A 14,613-nucleotide genomic window follows, 5' to 3' on the forward strand; every position below is an offset into this window, starting at 1 on the left:
CAGTTAGATGAGCGTCACGCGGTGGGTTGTCATCCACGCGTTGATTTGAATGATGTAGTCAAACAGTTGCGGAATCGCCATGATCTGCCCGAACCAAGGTTCGTGCTCCAGGTGACCGCGACTTTTTTCTATGGTCTGCCGCACTGCGGCGACGTCGATCAAAGCAAGAACGGGCGATGAAGCGTCCGAGAGGATCGCTTCGACACGCGCGCGCGTGCCTTCGAGATACGCTGGGTGAGCGGTGGATGGATAGGGACTCTTTTTTCGATAGACGACATCATATGGAAGTATTCCCTCAGCCGCCTTGCGAAGAATTGCCTTGGGCGTTCCATTAAGGCTTTTTAGAAACCATGGAATGTTCCAGACATACTCAATCAGGCGATGGTCGCAAAACGGGACGCGCACCTCGAGACCCGCGGCCATACTCATGCGATCCTTGCGTTCGAGAAGGGTGGGTAAGAAGCGGGTCAAGTTCAAATAGCTGATCTCCCGAATGCGCGCCTCTTGCTTATCTTCGCCATAGAGTCGAGGCACCTCTTTGAGCGCGTCTGAATAGCGCTCGGCGACGTACGCGGTCGGATCGAGCTTTCCGGCGAGCGCTGGATGAAAATAGCGTATGCGATCACCCAGTCGGCGTGACCACGGGAAGGTATTGTCGCTCAGCACCTCAGGGCGGTGAAACCATGGATAGCCTCCGAACACCTCATCAGCCGCTTCGCCGGAAAGTGCAACGGTTGCGTTTTTTTTGATTGCCTCACAGAAGAGAAACAGTGAGGTGTCAATGTCAGCCATCCCCGGCAGATCGCGCGCGGCGAGTGGTCGCAAAAGGTGTTTGAGCAAATCGTCTGTATCTAACACAATATCGTGGTGCACCGTCTGGAGATGTTCTGCGACACGAGTCACCCACGGGGCGTCGCGCCCGGTCTGAAATGCATTTGCTTCAAAGTGCTCATCCATGCCGATGAAGTCGACAGAGTACGTGTGAAGCGTATCCTTTCCGTTCTGTTTGAGCGCGCGCGCGGCAAATGCACTGACGATGCTTGAGTCGAGGCCGCCTGAGAGCAGGGTGGCCAGCGGGACGTCTGACACCAACTGACGCGAAACGGCGTCTTCGAGCAGATCGCGAACATGCTCTGCCGTGGTCCTAAAATCGTGTTCGTGCGGCTTACTCTCAAGTCGCCAATACGTGTGCTCAGACGTGCGCTCGCGGGTGTGCAAGACAAAGGTGCCTGGGCGCACCTCGTGGATGTGTTTGAAAACGGCGAGTCCCGGCGTTCGCGCGGGGCCGATAAAGCAGAGTTCAGCTAATCCAGTTGCATCTACTTCAGGCGGGATGGCAGGGTGCGCGAGAATGGCCTTGATCTCGGAGCCGAACGCGAAGACGCCGTCACGGTTCGCAAAATAGAGTGGCTTGACGCCCATGCGATCGCGGGCGAGAAACAGGGTTTGCTCAGCCTCGTTCCAGATGCCGATGGCGAAGATGCCGTTCATCTTTTCGACGCAGGCGGGGCCCCACTCCATATACGCGAGCAAAACGAGTTCTGTATCTGAACGCGTTTGCAGGGTGTGTCCGCGCAAAAGCAACTCGCTTCGCAATTCATCCATGTTATAGAGTTCACCATTGTACGTGATACAATAATCCGAGTGAAAAAGGGAGCGAACCATGGGCTGAACGCCGCCTTCCGGATCGATGACGATCAGGCGGCGATGGGCAAATGCAGCGTGTTCGGAGAGATAGGTGCCGCTCGCGTCAGGACCGCGACAGACAAGGGTTTCACCCATCGCTTCGACAATCGCTTGCTGTTGTTCACGATGACCCGAAAAATCGATATATCCAGCGATACCACACATACGCGTTGACCCCTCCGTCGACCGAGATAGACTCTAGGCTATGCGTCGCGTTGTCGCTTGGTGATGAATGCGGGAAGCGAGAGAAGAGGAATTTTTGTGAGGGATGAAGAGGTATCGCGAACGTTTGCAGAGAATGAGCGACGCGAGAGCTGGATGCGCACCGCCCTTTTATGTGCGGCAAAAGCCGCGATGTGGGGAGAAGTACCGATCGGGGCAATCGTCGTCAGTGCGAGCGGGGAGGTTCTCGGAGAAGGGTTCAATCTGCGGGAACACCTGCGTGACCCGACGGCTCACGCAGAATTGATCGCGCTGCGTGCGGCGACGCATCGGATCGGAGACTGGCGGCTGTATGGGTGCACACTCTATGTCACCGTCGAGCCGTGCATGATGTGCGCAGGGGCAATCGTTCAGAGCCGGATTGAACGTGTGGTGTTTGGCGCGGACAGTCCCAAAAGCGGTATGCTTGGAAGCTTGTCTGATGTCTATCGCATCCAGGGCATGAATCATTATCCACAGGTTATCGCTGGCGTTTTGGCAGAGGAGTGTGGTACAATCGTGGAGCAGTTCTTTTCGCGTCGCCGAAATACGGAGGCGTGATGGAACCCTTGCGGAGAGATGTCCGAGTGGTCGAAGGAGCTCGCCTCGAAAGCGAGTAGTCCTTTACGGGGCTCGTGGGTTCGAATCCCACTCTCTCCGCCATTTTTATGTGGGCGGAGTATGGCGTGAGTCTCAGCGCCCATCTCCTTGGGCCCTGCGCAGCGAACGCCTCCGAAAGGTGTCAGGTCCTGACGGAAGCAGCACTAAGGAGTGCCGTTCGGGTGCCGCAGTTTGCCTGGGAGGTGGCGCTGAGAGTCACGCCATTTTGGGATGAGGACGGGGTGTTTAATGTATCTCGCACTATACCGGACATGGCGGCCTCAACGCTTTGATGAAGTGGTAGGTCAGCAGGCTGTCGTTCGGACACTAAAAAATGCGTTGCGCGCGAATCGCTTGGCGCATGCCTACCTGTTTGCGGGTCCGCGTGGCACGGGCAAAACGAGTCTCGCTAAAATTCTTGCAAAAGCGGTCAACTGTGAGCAGCCTGCGGATGGCGAACCCTGTAATGCATGCGCAGCGTGTGTCGGCATCACTCAAGGGTCGATTGTCGATGTGGTGGAGATGGATGCGGCGTCCAATCGCGGCGTGGATGAGATTCGCTCGGTGCTTGAGCAGGTGCGCTATGCGCCGACGGCTGTTCGCTATAAGGTGTACATTATCGATGAAGTGCACATGCTTACGACCGAAGCGTTTAACGCGCTTCTAAAGACACTCGAAGAACCGCCATCCGAGTGTCTCTTTCTGTTGGCGACGACGGATGTGATCAAGGTTCCGGCAACCATTGCATCTCGATGCCAGCGTTTTGACCTCTCGCGCGTCGCGAGTGATTTGGTGGTCGCCCGCCTTCGCCAGGTCGTCAAAAGTCTCGATCAGGACGTAGAGGATGCGGCGCTTTGGATGATCGCGCGCGTGACAGACGGCGGGATGCGCGACGCGCTGAGCCTGCTTGATCAACTGCTGTCCTATGAAGAGGGGCGCGTGGATGTCGAGTCAGTCACGCAGCTTATCGGTGGCATCCACAGCGAGCGTGTGGGGCGTCTCGTGGGGGCGCTATTGCGGAACGAACCTGCGCTCCTTTTGGCGGAACTCACTGAACTTTTTGGGCTCGGCGTCGATGCGGCACATCTCCTTGGGGAACTCGTTTCCTATCTTCGGGACGGTATCCATTTGGCGCTTCGCGTGGAAGGCGCAGATGCAAGCGATCGCGTTCACTATGATCCGACGTTCCCGGTGGTGGTGCAACAAACGGATGGCGCCACTCTCTTGCGCATGCTTGAAACACTCGCGCTCGCGCAATCGGAGATTCGCCACCAGGCGCAAGCGAGCGTGTACTTCGAAGTGGTTTTGCTCTCCCTTTTATCCGAAAAGGCGACGGTAAGATCTAGCGCGGCGATTACGGCGGGTGAGGCGCGCGGTGCACGGCCAGAGGAGCAAAACGAAGTGACGCGCCTTAAAGAGGAGATTCGCGCACTTCACGCGCGCGTCGCTGCACTGGAGCAGTCGCCCCCGCGGCGCGCTGCGCCTCCTACCGCGAGTGTGGCACCGAGTTTGCGTGCGGCACCCCCTGTGCCTTCGTCTGTTTTGGCGGAACGAACGCAGGGCGTACCGCCTTCTGAACGTCTCCCTGTTGAGCGGCGCGAGGATGTGGCGGATGCGTCAGTCTTATCGCGCTCGCCCTCTGTAGAAGAAGCGTTGAACGGTGTCGACGGTGAGAGTGATCCCACGCTTCTTAAACGGATTCAGGCGGATTGGAATCAGATTCTCGACGCTGTGCGTGAGGTTCGCGTGCAGACGCGTGCGTGGCTTGCGGACGGTCGTCCGGAGGACATGATCGGGAACACGATTTATGGACGCTACGCACATGCGCTTCATGCCAGTCACGTGATGAAGCAGGTCAATCTTGAACTGATTGAAGAAGTGCTCGCCAAACGCTATCAGCGGAAACTTCGCTTTGTGGCAATTAGTGAGGATGAATGGCGGCAGCGTTCGCCGAAAGCGGAGGTGGTGGATGTTACGCCACCGCAAAAGCGAGAAGCGTGGGTTGAAAAAGTGGTAGAATGGTTCGGAGAAGATGCGGTCACCGTTGTCGATGAGTAAAATGCTGCGGCGCGCGGTTGCCGCGCTTGATTCGGAGAATGAGAAGGAGAGCGTACGATGAAAAATATGAATCAATTGATGAAACAGGCGAAAAAATTGCAGGAAGATATGGCGCGTGCGCAAGAAGAGTTGGGTACGCAGATTGTGACAGGTTCAGCCAGCGGTGACGCAGTGCAAGTGGATATGAATGGGCACAAAAAGGTGAGCGCTGTGCGTATTAAACCAGAAGTGGTGAACCCTGAGGATGTGGAACTGCTTGAGGATCTCCTATTGACGGCGCTTCAGGATGCGGAGCGAAAAGCGGATGCGCTGGCTGAGTCGCATGTCGGCAAATACACCAAAGGGCTGAATCTTCCAGGGTTATTCTAAGGTGTACAGTTTCCCGCCCGCTCTTGCCAATCTGATCGAGCAATTGAGCTCTCTTCCGGGCATTGGTCCGAAATCTGCGCAGCGTCTCGCCTTTCATCTCGTCGCGGAGTCTCAAGAGCGAATTGAACAGCTTGTGGAAACGATGGTGCAGGCGAAAGAAAAGCTACATACGTGTCGCGAATGTTTTGCGCTCTGTGACGGTGAGCGCTGTGATGTCTGCGCGGATGCAGAGCGCGATCAGGGGACCCTGTGCGTTGTGCAGGATACGCGCGATGTGTTTGCGCTTGAGCGAATGAATGCGTATCGCGGACTCTATCACGTCTTGGGTGGGGCGATCTCGCCGCTTGACGGCGTTGGACCCGATCAACTGCATCTCCGTCCGCTGCTTGAGCGCTTAAAGCATGCAGCGATTCACGAGGTGATCCTTGCGACGAGCACCACGATGGAGGGTGAAGCGACGGCTCACTATCTGGCAAAACTTATGCGCGGCGTGGAGGATTTGCGGGTGACGCGTATCGCGCACGGCATACCGATTGGCGGCGATCTTGAATACGCGGATGATTTGACGCTTGCGCGCGCGCTTGAGTATCGCCACGAAATGGCTTGATGGGAATCGATTTTCGCTTCTTTTTAACGGTATGACGCAAGTTTGCGTCATACTTTTTTTTTGTCTGACTATACTCTACTAACCCGATTGCTAGGGGATTGCTGACACGCAAATCGAGAGGGGTAGTCAGAGTGGCGAGTGAGTCAAGAGAAATGGTCAATCCCCATCAGGAACTTTTGGAAGAGATCGCTTTTGCAAAGGAGCAATTGCAGATTGCAAGAGAACACTTTGACTATGCGGACGGACAGGATGCGGTTGACGACGCAATCTATCTCTTATCTGCGGCAGAGATGAGGTACGAAGGTCTTTTGCGCATCGCGAAGCATCGCGGATTGATGGTTGACGCGAAAGGCCGTGCTTTGGTGACGTTACAGCGTCCATTGGAGAGGGAGCGTATCGCGCAAAAACTGAATCCTGACGTGATAAGCATGGATGAGGCGAGGTACAGAGAATCAGGTCTTTAAAAATCTGCGGGGAATGAGGGGGGGCATCGCATGCCTGCGTATCAAATCTGGTTGATCCTCGCCGGAGGGGTTGTTCTCTTGCTGCTTTTGCGCAGTATGTATCGCGATCCGTCGCGCTATGTGGTTGGGCTTCTAAAGAACGTGATTCTCGGCGGCGCGGTCTACGTTCTGATCAATAATACACTGCGCACACACGGGTTTCACATTCCGCTGAATTGGGGGACGGTTGCCGTCACTGGAATTCTTGGCGTTCCTGGAATCGCGGCGCTCACGGTAATCGACCATTGGCTTCTTTAAGCGCGCAGGAAGCGGCTTATCAGTCTCCCGACAAGCGGTAAATGGACGAGTTCATCGAGCGTCGATGCTTTGAAAAAGAATGCGGATAAGAGATAAATGGGTATCCCGAGCGCGAGCCCGAGGAGCAGGATCGCGAGTGCAAGCAAACGCGAGTGATCGAGTGTGAGCGCGTGTGCAACCGATTGGCCGACGCGCTCAATGCCATAGAGCCACGCCCCGAAAACGAGTGTTGCGAGAAAGGGTCTGACACTCAGTTTGACATAGGAGATACGCAGCCCTGAGATGCGGCGAATCAACGCCATGTTGAGCCAGGAGGACAGTGCGTATTCGGCGATACTTGCATACGCTGCGCCTGCAATGCCATAGATCGGAATGAGTGTGAGGTTTAAAGCAAGTTTTAGGACTGCGCCTGCCGCCATATGGACGACAGGGCGATAGAACGCATTGTATCCTTGGAGGATATACGTTGAGACCAATTCAAGTCCAGAGAGAACAACAATGATGGAGGTTGCCTTCATCATTGTGACGCCATCTGTCCCGCGAAACAATGCGATGTCAATCGGGCGCGCCATCGTAAAAAGTACGGCAAACGCGGGAAGCGCGATGAGTGTCGACATATGCAGCGCTTGGTGCAGGCGCGTGCGCGTCAGCGCAGGATTGCGTAGTGTGACGCTCTCCGAGATGGCGGGAAGCGCGGATGTGCCGATGGCTGTTGCGAACGAGAGGGGCAACTGGATTAAACGGAGCGCTTCGCCAGAGTAAACACCGTACTGTGAAAACGCGCTTACAAGCGTGGCGCCGCTTGTAACGAGTACGCGTGGAACGGTCCATCCGTCGATGGTTTGCGAGATCGGCAAGACGAGTGTTCCAAGTGTGATTGGGAGCGACATCGCAAAGAGATTGCGCAAGATGGGCCGCGCGCGCAGCGCCGATTTTTTGAGGTGGGGCAAGCGGCGAAGGGTTTCTCTGCGCATTTTTTTTACGGATTGCAAAAGCAACATAAAGGCTGTAATCGCGCCGGCGGTGGCGCCAAACGTGGCGATCGCCGCAGTCACGGTAGGACCTGCCCCCATCTTTACCGCGATGATCAGCGCTAAAAGGACGACGACGACGCGCGTGATTTGCTCGACGACCTGCGATGCGCCGGACTGTTTTAATCGAAAGTTTCCTTGGAGATAGCCGCGCTGCGCACTCATGAGGGGAAGCAGCAAAAGTGCTGGCGCGAGTGCGCGGATCGCGGGAATGGCAGCGATGCGCATGGCGTCTCCGGGGACCGATAGTCCGACGAGGTAGGGGCCTGCAAACCACATAATGAGAAACGCGGGGATGCCAAGGAGCATCAAGAAGCGACCTACGATACTGAACATGTGGCTGGCTTCGCGAAGCTTTCCTTGTGCGACAAAGTCACTGATCGATTTTGAGAGGGCGAGTGGGAAACCGGCTGTTGACAGGGTGATCATGACGGTATAAAGAGGATAGACGAGTTGATATAATCCGAGTGCGTAATTGCCGATCAGGTTTTGCATTGGCACGATGAGCGCAATCCCAAGGATTCGGGAGATGAAAACAGCACTTACCATAGATGACGCTCCGCGGCGAAATTTTGTTTCATCCGAATCGGGCCTCATCCATATTCCTCCTAAAACGCATCATCATCGCCCCAGTATACCACAGCCCGTACTTTATCCCTTGTGGCACTTCTTCTCTTCGTTTCATAGGGTATAGGCGTTAGCCACCCGTACCCCGTACCCTCGTATAAATGGGTCGCTAGAGAGGTATACTGTTTGATAGACCTCAGACGAGGAGTCGGCGCATGATGGAAGAAGAGCAATGTTGTTTGATTTGCGAAGCGCGCGTCCGCGAAGGGATCGTTCTGCTCGGACACACGATCTGTGCGGATTGTGAACAGGAAATGATTCACACCGAAGTAGACGACGAGCTGTACGCTTATTTTGTTGAAAAACTGCGCACATTGTGGTTTGAATTGACGATGCGCCCGGAGACGGGAACGCCGTAATACGGTTGCCAGTCTCTACGCTTAAACGAGGTGATCCTGCACACTGTGGCAGGATTTTTCCTTGTCTAAGGCGAATGATAAGGGTATGAACATGTACGGAAACAAGGATCAAATGCGCATGCCGATTGTGGAAGCGCTACTACAACACATGAGAATGGAGCGTACGAGCGCGCACGTTCCTGGTCATAAAACAGGCAAAGGGTTGGATCCGCTGATGGATGCGCTGGTGGGTCAAGCCTACATGCTTGATTTCACAGAGCTTCCGGATTTGGACGATTTGCATCGCCCCGACGGAGTGATTGCTGAGGCGCAGCGTTTGGCGGCGTTCGCTTTTGGTGCAGATGACACTTATTTTCTTGTCGGGGGCAGCACAGCGGGAAACTTGGCTGCACTTTTATCCGTCTTAGAGGTGGATGATGTTGCGCTCATCGCGCGACACGCCCATCAATCTGTGTGGAATGGTCTCACCCTCGCGCGCGCGCAGGGTGTGATGATCGAGCAGGAACGGGACGATGTGACGACATGGAGCGACGTGGAGCGAGCGCTCGCAGAGTATCCTGACGCAAGGTTGGTCGTTCTCACGAGTCCGAATTATGACGGCGTGACGTCTGACGTCGAGGCGATTGCAACGCTTGCGCACGCCCGCGGCTGTCTGTTGATGGTGGATGAGGCGCACGGCGCGCATTTTGGCTTTTCCTCTGCTGTGCCGCGCTCGGCGCTTTCGCAGGGGGCTGATCTTGTCGTTCAAAGCACGCATAAGATGCTTACATCCCTTACGCAAACTGGGATGCTCCATTTGAAAGGAACGCGTATCTCTCGGCACCGCGTGCAGGCGATGCTGCGTGTCGTGCAATCCTCGTCGCCATCGTACCTGCTGCTGGCGTCGCTTGATGCGGCGCGCAAATGGGTGATGGCGGGGGGAGACGTGCAGATCGGTCGAATGGCAGGCGTGTTGGAGGAGGCAAAGTCGCTGCTGAATGCAGAGCGCGAGACGATTGTGCAAGGGGCGGCAGAGCGCGAGCGCGATCCCTTTAAGTGGCAGGTGAGCGCAGAATCGTTTCACTGCACAAGTCTTGAATTGCGGCAAGCGCTGGAGCGCGAGTTCGGGATTTACCCGGAGAAGCATGATGCGTTCTATGTCTTGTTGGCGTGGTCTCCAGCGAGTGCGCGGCGTGACGTGGAGCGCGTGGTAAAGGCGCTTTTGGCGTTGCGTACTCGCGTGTATGCAGATACGCCGCTGCCAACGGCGGTGTGTCGCGTTTATGAGGCGGTGGGCAGTGTACTTTACGATGCCATCGTGCCGTATCCACCCGGAATTCCGCTCCTTTTTGCGGGAGATTGTCTCACGGAGGAAAAGGCGCGCGCGATCGAGCAACTGTGGCGGGCGGGTGTTGCGATGGATGGCATCCACGCAATGGACGGCCGGGTTTTGTCTCTTCAGGAGGTGCGCGCGTGAGTGGGCGAGGGTGGTTTATCACGTTTGAAGGCATTGACGGTGCCGGAAAATCAACGCAGGTCGACCGAATGTGTGAAAGGCTGCGCGAAAGTAGCGTGCGTGTGACCCGCACACGCGAGCCGGGGGGTACGCCGATTGGTGACCGCATTCGGGGGCTGTTGCTGGATCCTGCGAGTTCGATGCACCTTGTGACGGAAGCCTATCTCTATGCTGCATCACGCGCGGAGCACGTGCGCTCTGTGATTCGACCCGGTTTGGCGGACGGTGCGCTCGTGATTAGCGACCGTTTTGTCGAAGCGAGTATGGCGTATCAGGCAGAAGGCGAATTGACAGTCGGGCGCATTGCGAAGCTCAATGAGATCGCGTTGGATGGGCTAGAGCCAGACCTGACGATTCTCATTGACCTGCCGGTGGTGCGCGCTCGTGAACGGTTGATGCGCACAGGAAATGCCGCAGATCGACTTGAGCGGCGTGATGATCTTTACTTTGAACGAGTTCGTGGTCGGCTATTGCAGATTGCTGCAGCTCATCCAAACCGCGTATTCGTCTTTGACGGTGAGATGGATCCTGCTGAATTGCATGAAGCGATCTGGCGACAAGTGAAAACGCGCGTCGGAATCATCCGGGAGGAGAGATGAAGGATGCAACTGATCTACGCCATTGTTCAAGATAAAGATGTGCAACGGTTGAACGATCAACTCGTGAAGGCGGGTGTTCGAGCGACGAAGTTAGCATCGACTGGCGGATTTTTACGGGCAGGGAACACCACGTTTTTAATCGGGGTAGAAAACGATCAAGTTGACCGTGTTCTGGAACTGATTCGGCAGAGTTGCCGCGCGCGCGAACAATTGGTGACACCGCTCTCGCCACTCGGCAATCAAGTAGAGTCTTACGTTTCCTATCCTGTATCGGTGCAGGTGGGTGGCGCAACCGTGTTCGTGGTGCCGGTCGATCGCTTCGAGCAGTTTTAGACGGGTGGGGTATTCCATGAAGATTGAGACTCGATCGGGGCGTCCCCTGCGCATGCCGCCAGCGCGCCCCGGGGATGCGGTGGGGCGGGTGACAGCGCGCGAGGATCCCTTCATGATGAAACTTGCGCAGGAAGAGGAGCGAAGGGCGCGTGAAGCGTGGGAGCGTCTTTTGGCGGATGTAGAATCTCGCGGACGCGCCTTCGTGGATCACCCGTCTGTCGCCACATGCGCCGCCTATCGAGACGCGATGCGTGCGCTCATGCGCCACGGGGTTTCAAGCGCTCTTCGCCTGCGGACACAAGTCATTCACGATTTGCGCGGTCGCCAGCAGGTTCACGCGGTGGTTGAACAGATCGACCAAGCGCTTGTAGAATTGATGGAACAGGCGATTGGACAAAACCTTACGCGTCTTGAGATTTTGACGCGCTTGGGCGAGTTGCGCGGTTTGGTGATCAGTCTTGCGCTTTAGACGTGGGCACCTTTCCGTCGATTGCCAGAGAGAACAGCGCGTTGTGAAGGGAATTTTCAGATGGATCAGGATACTTTTTTACAATCCCTACAGACTGCGCGCGCGCAAGGGAAGTTGAACCACGCCTATCTTCTAACACAAAATTCACAGCGTGAATTGCGGGAGACGGCGCAAAAGGCGATCGCAGCACTTACGTGTGAGCGTGGTGCGATCGAGGGATGCGGCGAGTGCCCGGCGTGCATGAAGCGTATTTCGGATAATCTTCCACATGTGACATGGCTTGAACCTGATGGAAGTTCGCTTAAAATTGCCCAAATGAGGGCTGCTATGCACCGGGATCACACAAAACTGCCTACCGGCACGCTTGCGCTTATTTTTTTTGAACAAGCGCAGCGAATGACGGTGGAAGCGGCTAATTCAATTTTAAAATGGATCGAGGAACCTCACGCGCAGCGTGTTTTTTTTCTGCTTACAACCTCTCCATTTGCGCTCTTGCCGACCATTCGCTCGCGCTGCACACTGATTCGCCTCAACGATGCAAGGGCGAATCAAGAAGAACCGTCTGATGAACGATTTGCGGAGCTTGAAGCGGCAGTGCTAGAATTGGTTGAACTGTGCAAAACCAAACCGCATCGTGCATGGCATTTTGCAAATGATCGCGTGGCAAAACTCCAGGTGAAGCCGGAGGAAATGCCCGTTTTTTTTGATCGAGTGATTATTTCTTTTCGCGATTTATCGCGCGACCAAGCGCGGTTGGATCAAGCGGCATTGGCACCTGTTGGTGCGGCCACTCGATCGGTCGATGGAATCGATGCTTACCAACTCGCGCGTGCCTACGCGCAGTGTGCCTTGCTTTTTTCCCATGCGCGCAAGCGTTTGTCCCATCATGTTAATGGAATTTCACTTTTAGAAGTGACGCTCATGGATGTAGCCAAGGTTCTTCACGGATAGTGAAGATTGCGGTCTATGTCAAAAGGAGGTTCCTGTGGATCAACAACGCATCGCCATGAGGGTTCAACTCTTGCAAGAGCGTATCGAACAATTGCAGAGTGAGCTTCAGGAACTTTTACTTGTCGTACATGATTTGGCAACTGAGAATCAACGTCTTTCGCTGGAGAACGCCCACCTTCATGAACGAGCAAGAAAATACATTGACAAGCAGCCGACAGTTGAGGGCGAGGCCATGCATTACTTGCGTCAACTCTATGAAGAGGGTTTTCACATCTGCAATGTGAATTATGGTTCATTGCGAAAGGGCGACTGTCTTTTCTGCTTACAGGGTTTAGAACGCGTGTGACCCATTTAGAATGCGCGAAGATCAGTGAGGATCTGACATGGAGAACAGAATGACGGGAACACTTTACGTGGTTCCAACCCCGATTGGCAATTTGGAAGATATGACTCTGCGTGGTCTGCGTGTGCTGCGCGAGGTCGATTTCATTGCGGCAGAGGATACAAGGCATACCCGCAAGTTGCTCTCGCACTATGAAATTGTGCCCAGGGAACTTTTTCCCTATCATCAACACAATGTGTTAGGCTCCTCCGAGCAGATTGTAGCCCGGTTGCGGGAGGGAAAGTCGGGGGCGCTTGTCTCTGATGCGGGCATGCCTGGCATTTCCGATCCGGGAGCTGAGATGATCGGTGCATTGCTTCGCGAGTCGCTGCCATATATCGTGTTGCCTGGCGCCAGCGCGAGCTTGACAGCGCTTGTCGGTTCCGGTCTTGACACGAGAATGTTTCAGTTTTTCGGGTTTTTTCCGCGAGAGCGAAAGGGGCAGGAATCGCTCGTTGAACGCTTGCGAAACGAGGGTGCAACAACGATTTTTTATGAGTCGCCACATCGTATTCGCGCGACACTTCAGGTTTTATACGAAGGCGTGGGCAATCGTCGGTTTGTCCTTGCGCGCGAACTCACAAAGCTTCACGAGCGATATGTACGAGGCATGCTTTGCGATGCGCCAGAGCTTTTGTCTGAAGATGATGAGCGTGGTGAAATCGTACTGATTCTCGAAGGTCACTCACAACAGAGTGAGGATCGTGAAGAGAGCTTGACGAACGAGCAAATCAAACTTCGTGTAGGGCGCCTCGCGGCAGCGGGCATTCCCGCAAAAGAGGCGATGCGAGTGGTTGCGAAGGAAGCGGGGCTATCGCGGCGAGAGGTCTATCAGGTGTTGCTTGACCACGCGGATGACGAATTTTGAACGTATTCTTGTAATCGTGTATAAAGAGCATGACCTTTGTAACCGCGCCGCTTGGCAGGGTGCCGTTGACAAAAACTGCACTCGCGGCGCTTGGTACGGTACAAAGGATAAAGATTATGCCTTTTGCATTTCGGCGATGCATGAAGGGCAGATGTTTTTGCCGCGAAAGTGGACAATGTTGTCAGCTTGACCGCAAAAAATACACGCCGGTTCATACTTTTTCAAAACAATGCGATCGCCGTCGACATAGATTTCAAGCGCGTCTTTTTCGGCGATTCCGAGCGTTCTTCGCAACTCGATCGGAATGACAACACGACCTAATTCATCGACTTTCCTGACGATGCCAGTGGATTTCATCACGTGAAATCCTCCTCCCCCGAATCGTCTAACCCCATAAAACATAACGGCGTTTCACAGAAATTGCCGCTCCACACGCAAACCGCTTGGATTCGTTGTAGAGAGTCGGCCATCTTCTATAAAACGCAGGTTATTTCTATCTATGAATGTAGCTTTTGCAACGTCGCGCCAACAATTTTGCAAAAGGCTCACTAACTAGTAAAACTCTACCATACCGAAGCGAATCTGCGCAAGATCACGATTTGTGTAAAAATGGATAAATTAGACACAAAAGTTTGCACGCAGATCCTTTGTCACGCATAGATTGCCCTGATTGCGTCGAATCAAGCAGGGGGTCATGATCTTGTCATTGATTGCAACATGGCTTGGCTTCGCGTGTGTCGATTCTTGCACCGCTCTCGTTTCGTATGTGAAGAACCAAGCATTCCCACATCCGCTCGGTGAAGCGGAGGAGCGGGAATGCCTATTGCGTATTGGGCGGGGTGAAGAGGACGCATACCATAAATTGGTGGAACATAATTTGCGTCTGGTTGCATTTATCGCAAAGAAATTTCGCGATTCCGGAGTTGATGAGGATGATATGATCTCGCTCGGGACCATTGGATTGATCAAAGCGGTGAAAAGTTTTCGGCCGGATGCGGGTACGAAATTCGCAACGTACGCAGCGCGATGCATTGAAAATGAAAGTTTGATGTGTTAAGGTGTGCGGAAATCGATGGAAATGACGAATGATGATCTTCGCTCTCGAATTTAATTGATATATGTTACGAATTGATTACGTGATATATCTAGGGATATCTGTATAGAAACTTCATTGACAAAGGTTATGAAACTCTCGTATGCTCCGTTTATGAAAAGGA

18 protein-coding genes, 1 tRNA gene and 1 other RNA gene are annotated in these 14,613 nt (G+C 54.4%); 17 read left to right on the plus strand and 3 right to left on the minus strand.

Annotated features, from left to right (window positions below):
* Positions 1-3: 3 nt before the first annotated feature.
* Positions 4-1,851: an asparagine synthase (glutamine-hydrolyzing) gene (gene asnB / locus AYW79_RS07390; RefSeq protein ID WP_067563932.1), complete on the minus strand. Its 1,848-nt coding sequence runs from the start codon at positions 1,849-1,851 to the stop codon at positions 4-6.
* A 96-nt stretch (positions 1,852-1,947) separates the two neighbouring features.
* On the opposite strand from asnB, the gene tadA reads away from it, so the two are divergent.
* The 8 genes from tadA (at position 1,948) to AYW79_RS07430 (ending at position 6,282) form a co-directional block, all read left to right on the plus strand.
* Complete coding sequence (tadA, locus tag AYW79_RS07395; protein WP_269449033.1) at positions 1,948-2,448, plus strand: tRNA adenosine(34) deaminase TadA; 501 nt, start codon at positions 1,948-1,950, stop codon at positions 2,446-2,448.
* Positions 2,449-2,460: 12 nt separating this feature from the next.
* Positions 2,461-2,550: transfer RNA gene (locus AYW79_RS07400), tRNA-Ser, on the plus strand.
* Between the two features lie 43 nt (positions 2,551-2,593).
* Positions 2,594-2,692: signal recognition particle sRNA small type (ffs, locus tag AYW79_RS07405), an RNA gene on the plus strand.
* 44 nt (positions 2,693-2,736) lie between these two features.
* Positions 2,737-4,545, plus strand: a complete 1,809-nt coding sequence (gene dnaX / locus AYW79_RS07410) for a DNA polymerase III subunit gamma/tau (RefSeq protein WP_067563935.1) — start codon at positions 2,737-2,739, stop codon at positions 4,543-4,545.
* A gap of 57 nt (positions 4,546-4,602) precedes the next feature.
* Positions 4,603-4,914: a YbaB/EbfC family nucleoid-associated protein gene (locus tag AYW79_RS07415; RefSeq protein ID WP_067563937.1), complete on the plus strand. Its 312-nt coding sequence runs from the start codon at positions 4,603-4,605 to the stop codon at positions 4,912-4,914.
* 1 nt (position 4,915) lies between these two features.
* Positions 4,916-5,521, plus strand: coding sequence for a recombination mediator RecR (recR, locus tag AYW79_RS07420; protein WP_067563940.1), 606 nt, complete (start codon positions 4,916-4,918; stop codon positions 5,519-5,521).
* A gap of 131 nt (positions 5,522-5,652) precedes the next feature.
* On the plus strand, positions 5,653-5,985 hold the full coding sequence (locus AYW79_RS07425) for a DUF2508 family protein (RefSeq protein WP_067563942.1): 333 nt from the start codon (positions 5,653-5,655) through the stop codon (positions 5,983-5,985).
* Positions 5,986-6,015: 30 nt separating this feature from the next.
* Positions 6,016-6,282, plus strand: coding sequence for a pro-sigmaK processing inhibitor BofA family protein (locus tag AYW79_RS07430; RefSeq protein ID WP_067563945.1), 267 nt, complete (start codon positions 6,016-6,018; stop codon positions 6,280-6,282).
* Here the strand turns inward: AYW79_RS07430 and AYW79_RS07435 are convergent.
* Entirely contained in the window at positions 6,279-7,910 is a 1,632-nt protein-coding gene (locus tag AYW79_RS07435) for a putative polysaccharide biosynthesis protein (protein WP_067563948.1), read from the minus strand. The two genes, AYW79_RS07430 and AYW79_RS07435, sit on opposite strands and share 4 nt — an antisense overlap.
* Before the next feature lie 185 nt (positions 7,911-8,095).
* On the opposite strand from AYW79_RS07435, the gene AYW79_RS07440 reads away from it, so the two are divergent.
* The 8 genes from AYW79_RS07440 to rsmI all read left to right on the plus strand — a co-directional run bounded on the left by AYW79_RS07440 (position 8,096) and on the right by rsmI (position 13,396).
* Positions 8,096-8,299: a sigma factor G inhibitor Gin gene (locus AYW79_RS07440; protein WP_067563951.1), complete on the plus strand. Its 204-nt coding sequence runs from the start codon at positions 8,096-8,098 to the stop codon at positions 8,297-8,299.
* A 61-nt stretch (positions 8,300-8,360) separates the two neighbouring features.
* The gene (locus AYW79_RS07445) at positions 8,361-9,755 is read left to right on the plus strand and encodes an aminotransferase class I/II-fold pyridoxal phosphate-dependent enzyme (protein ID WP_156481780.1); all 1,395 of its coding nucleotides are present in this window, start codon (positions 8,361-8,363) and stop codon (positions 9,753-9,755) included.
* Positions 9,752-10,393, plus strand: a complete 642-nt coding sequence (tmk, locus tag AYW79_RS07450) for a dTMP kinase (RefSeq protein ID WP_067563957.1) — start codon at positions 9,752-9,754, stop codon at positions 10,391-10,393. The genes AYW79_RS07445 and tmk overlap by 4 nt, the downstream gene beginning before the upstream one ends.
* 3 nt (positions 10,394-10,396) lie before the next feature.
* Positions 10,397-10,726, plus strand: a complete 330-nt coding sequence (locus tag AYW79_RS07455; protein ID WP_067563960.1) for a cyclic-di-AMP receptor — start codon at positions 10,397-10,399, stop codon at positions 10,724-10,726.
* Positions 10,727-10,742: 16 nt separating this feature from the next.
* Positions 10,743-11,195, plus strand: coding sequence for a YaaR family protein (locus AYW79_RS07460; protein ID WP_067563963.1), 453 nt, complete (start codon positions 10,743-10,745; stop codon positions 11,193-11,195).
* Between the two features lie 60 nt (positions 11,196-11,255).
* On the plus strand, positions 11,256-12,146 hold the full coding sequence (locus AYW79_RS07465) for a hypothetical protein (RefSeq protein WP_067563965.1): 891 nt from the start codon (positions 11,256-11,258) through the stop codon (positions 12,144-12,146).
* A 34-nt stretch (positions 12,147-12,180) separates the two neighbouring features.
* Positions 12,181-12,492, plus strand: coding sequence for an initiation control protein YabA (locus AYW79_RS07470; RefSeq protein WP_067563968.1), 312 nt, complete (start codon positions 12,181-12,183; stop codon positions 12,490-12,492).
* A 37-nt stretch (positions 12,493-12,529) separates the two neighbouring features.
* On the plus strand, positions 12,530-13,396 hold the full coding sequence (rsmI, locus tag AYW79_RS07475) for a 16S rRNA (cytidine(1402)-2'-O)-methyltransferase (RefSeq protein WP_067563970.1): 867 nt from the start codon (positions 12,530-12,532) through the stop codon (positions 13,394-13,396).
* A 114-nt stretch (positions 13,397-13,510) separates the two neighbouring features.
* Here rsmI and AYW79_RS07480 read toward each other — a convergent pair whose 3' ends face one another.
* Positions 13,511-13,753: an AbrB/MazE/SpoVT family DNA-binding domain-containing protein gene (locus AYW79_RS07480; protein WP_156481782.1), complete on the minus strand. Its 243-nt coding sequence runs from the start codon at positions 13,751-13,753 to the stop codon at positions 13,511-13,513.
* 343 nt (positions 13,754-14,096) lie between these two features.
* Here AYW79_RS07480 and AYW79_RS07485 point away from each other — a divergent pair, with 343 nt between their 5' ends.
* On the plus strand, positions 14,097-14,453 hold the full coding sequence (locus AYW79_RS07485; RefSeq protein ID WP_067563976.1) for a sigma-70 family RNA polymerase sigma factor: 357 nt from the start codon (positions 14,097-14,099) through the stop codon (positions 14,451-14,453).
* Positions 14,454-14,613: the final 160 nt, after the last annotated feature.

It is taken from the genome of Ferroacidibacillus organovorans (assembly GCF_001642725.1).
GTDB classification, from domain to species: domain Bacteria; phylum Bacillota; class Bacilli; order Alicyclobacillales; family SLC66; genus Ferroacidibacillus; species Ferroacidibacillus organovorans.

Excerpts from the sequence above, each read along its gene's own strand:
- asnB (WP_067563932.1), bottom strand. The coding sequence starts at position 1,851 with ATGTGTGGTATCGCTGGATATATCGATTTTTCGGGTCATCGTGAACAA.
- dnaX (WP_067563935.1), top strand. The coding sequence starts at position 2,737 with ATGTATCTCGCACTATACCGGACATGGCGGCCTCAACGCTTTGATGAA.
- AYW79_RS07415 (WP_067563937.1), top strand. The coding sequence starts at position 4,603 with ATGAAAAATATGAATCAATTGATGAAACAGGCGAAAAAATTGCAGGAA.
- AYW79_RS07430 (WP_067563945.1), top strand. The coding sequence starts at position 6,016 with ATGCCTGCGTATCAAATCTGGTTGATCCTCGCCGGAGGGGTTGTTCTC.
- AYW79_RS07435 (WP_067563948.1), bottom strand. The coding sequence starts at position 7,910 with ATGAGGCCCGATTCGGATGAAACAAAATTTCGCCGCGGAGCGTCATCT.
- AYW79_RS07440 (WP_067563951.1), top strand. The coding sequence starts at position 8,096 with ATGATGGAAGAAGAGCAATGTTGTTTGATTTGCGAAGCGCGCGTCCGC.
- AYW79_RS07455 (WP_067563960.1), top strand. The coding sequence starts at position 10,397 with ATGCAACTGATCTACGCCATTGTTCAAGATAAAGATGTGCAACGGTTG.
- AYW79_RS07460 (WP_067563963.1), top strand. The coding sequence starts at position 10,743 with ATGAAGATTGAGACTCGATCGGGGCGTCCCCTGCGCATGCCGCCAGCG.
- AYW79_RS07465 (WP_067563965.1), top strand. The coding sequence starts at position 11,256 with ATGGATCAGGATACTTTTTTACAATCCCTACAGACTGCGCGCGCGCAA.
- rsmI (WP_067563970.1), top strand. The coding sequence starts at position 12,530 with ATGGAGAACAGAATGACGGGAACACTTTACGTGGTTCCAACCCCGATT.
- AYW79_RS07480 (WP_156481782.1), bottom strand. The coding sequence starts at position 13,753 with ATGAAATCCACTGGCATCGTCAGGAAAGTCGATGAATTAGGTCGTGTT.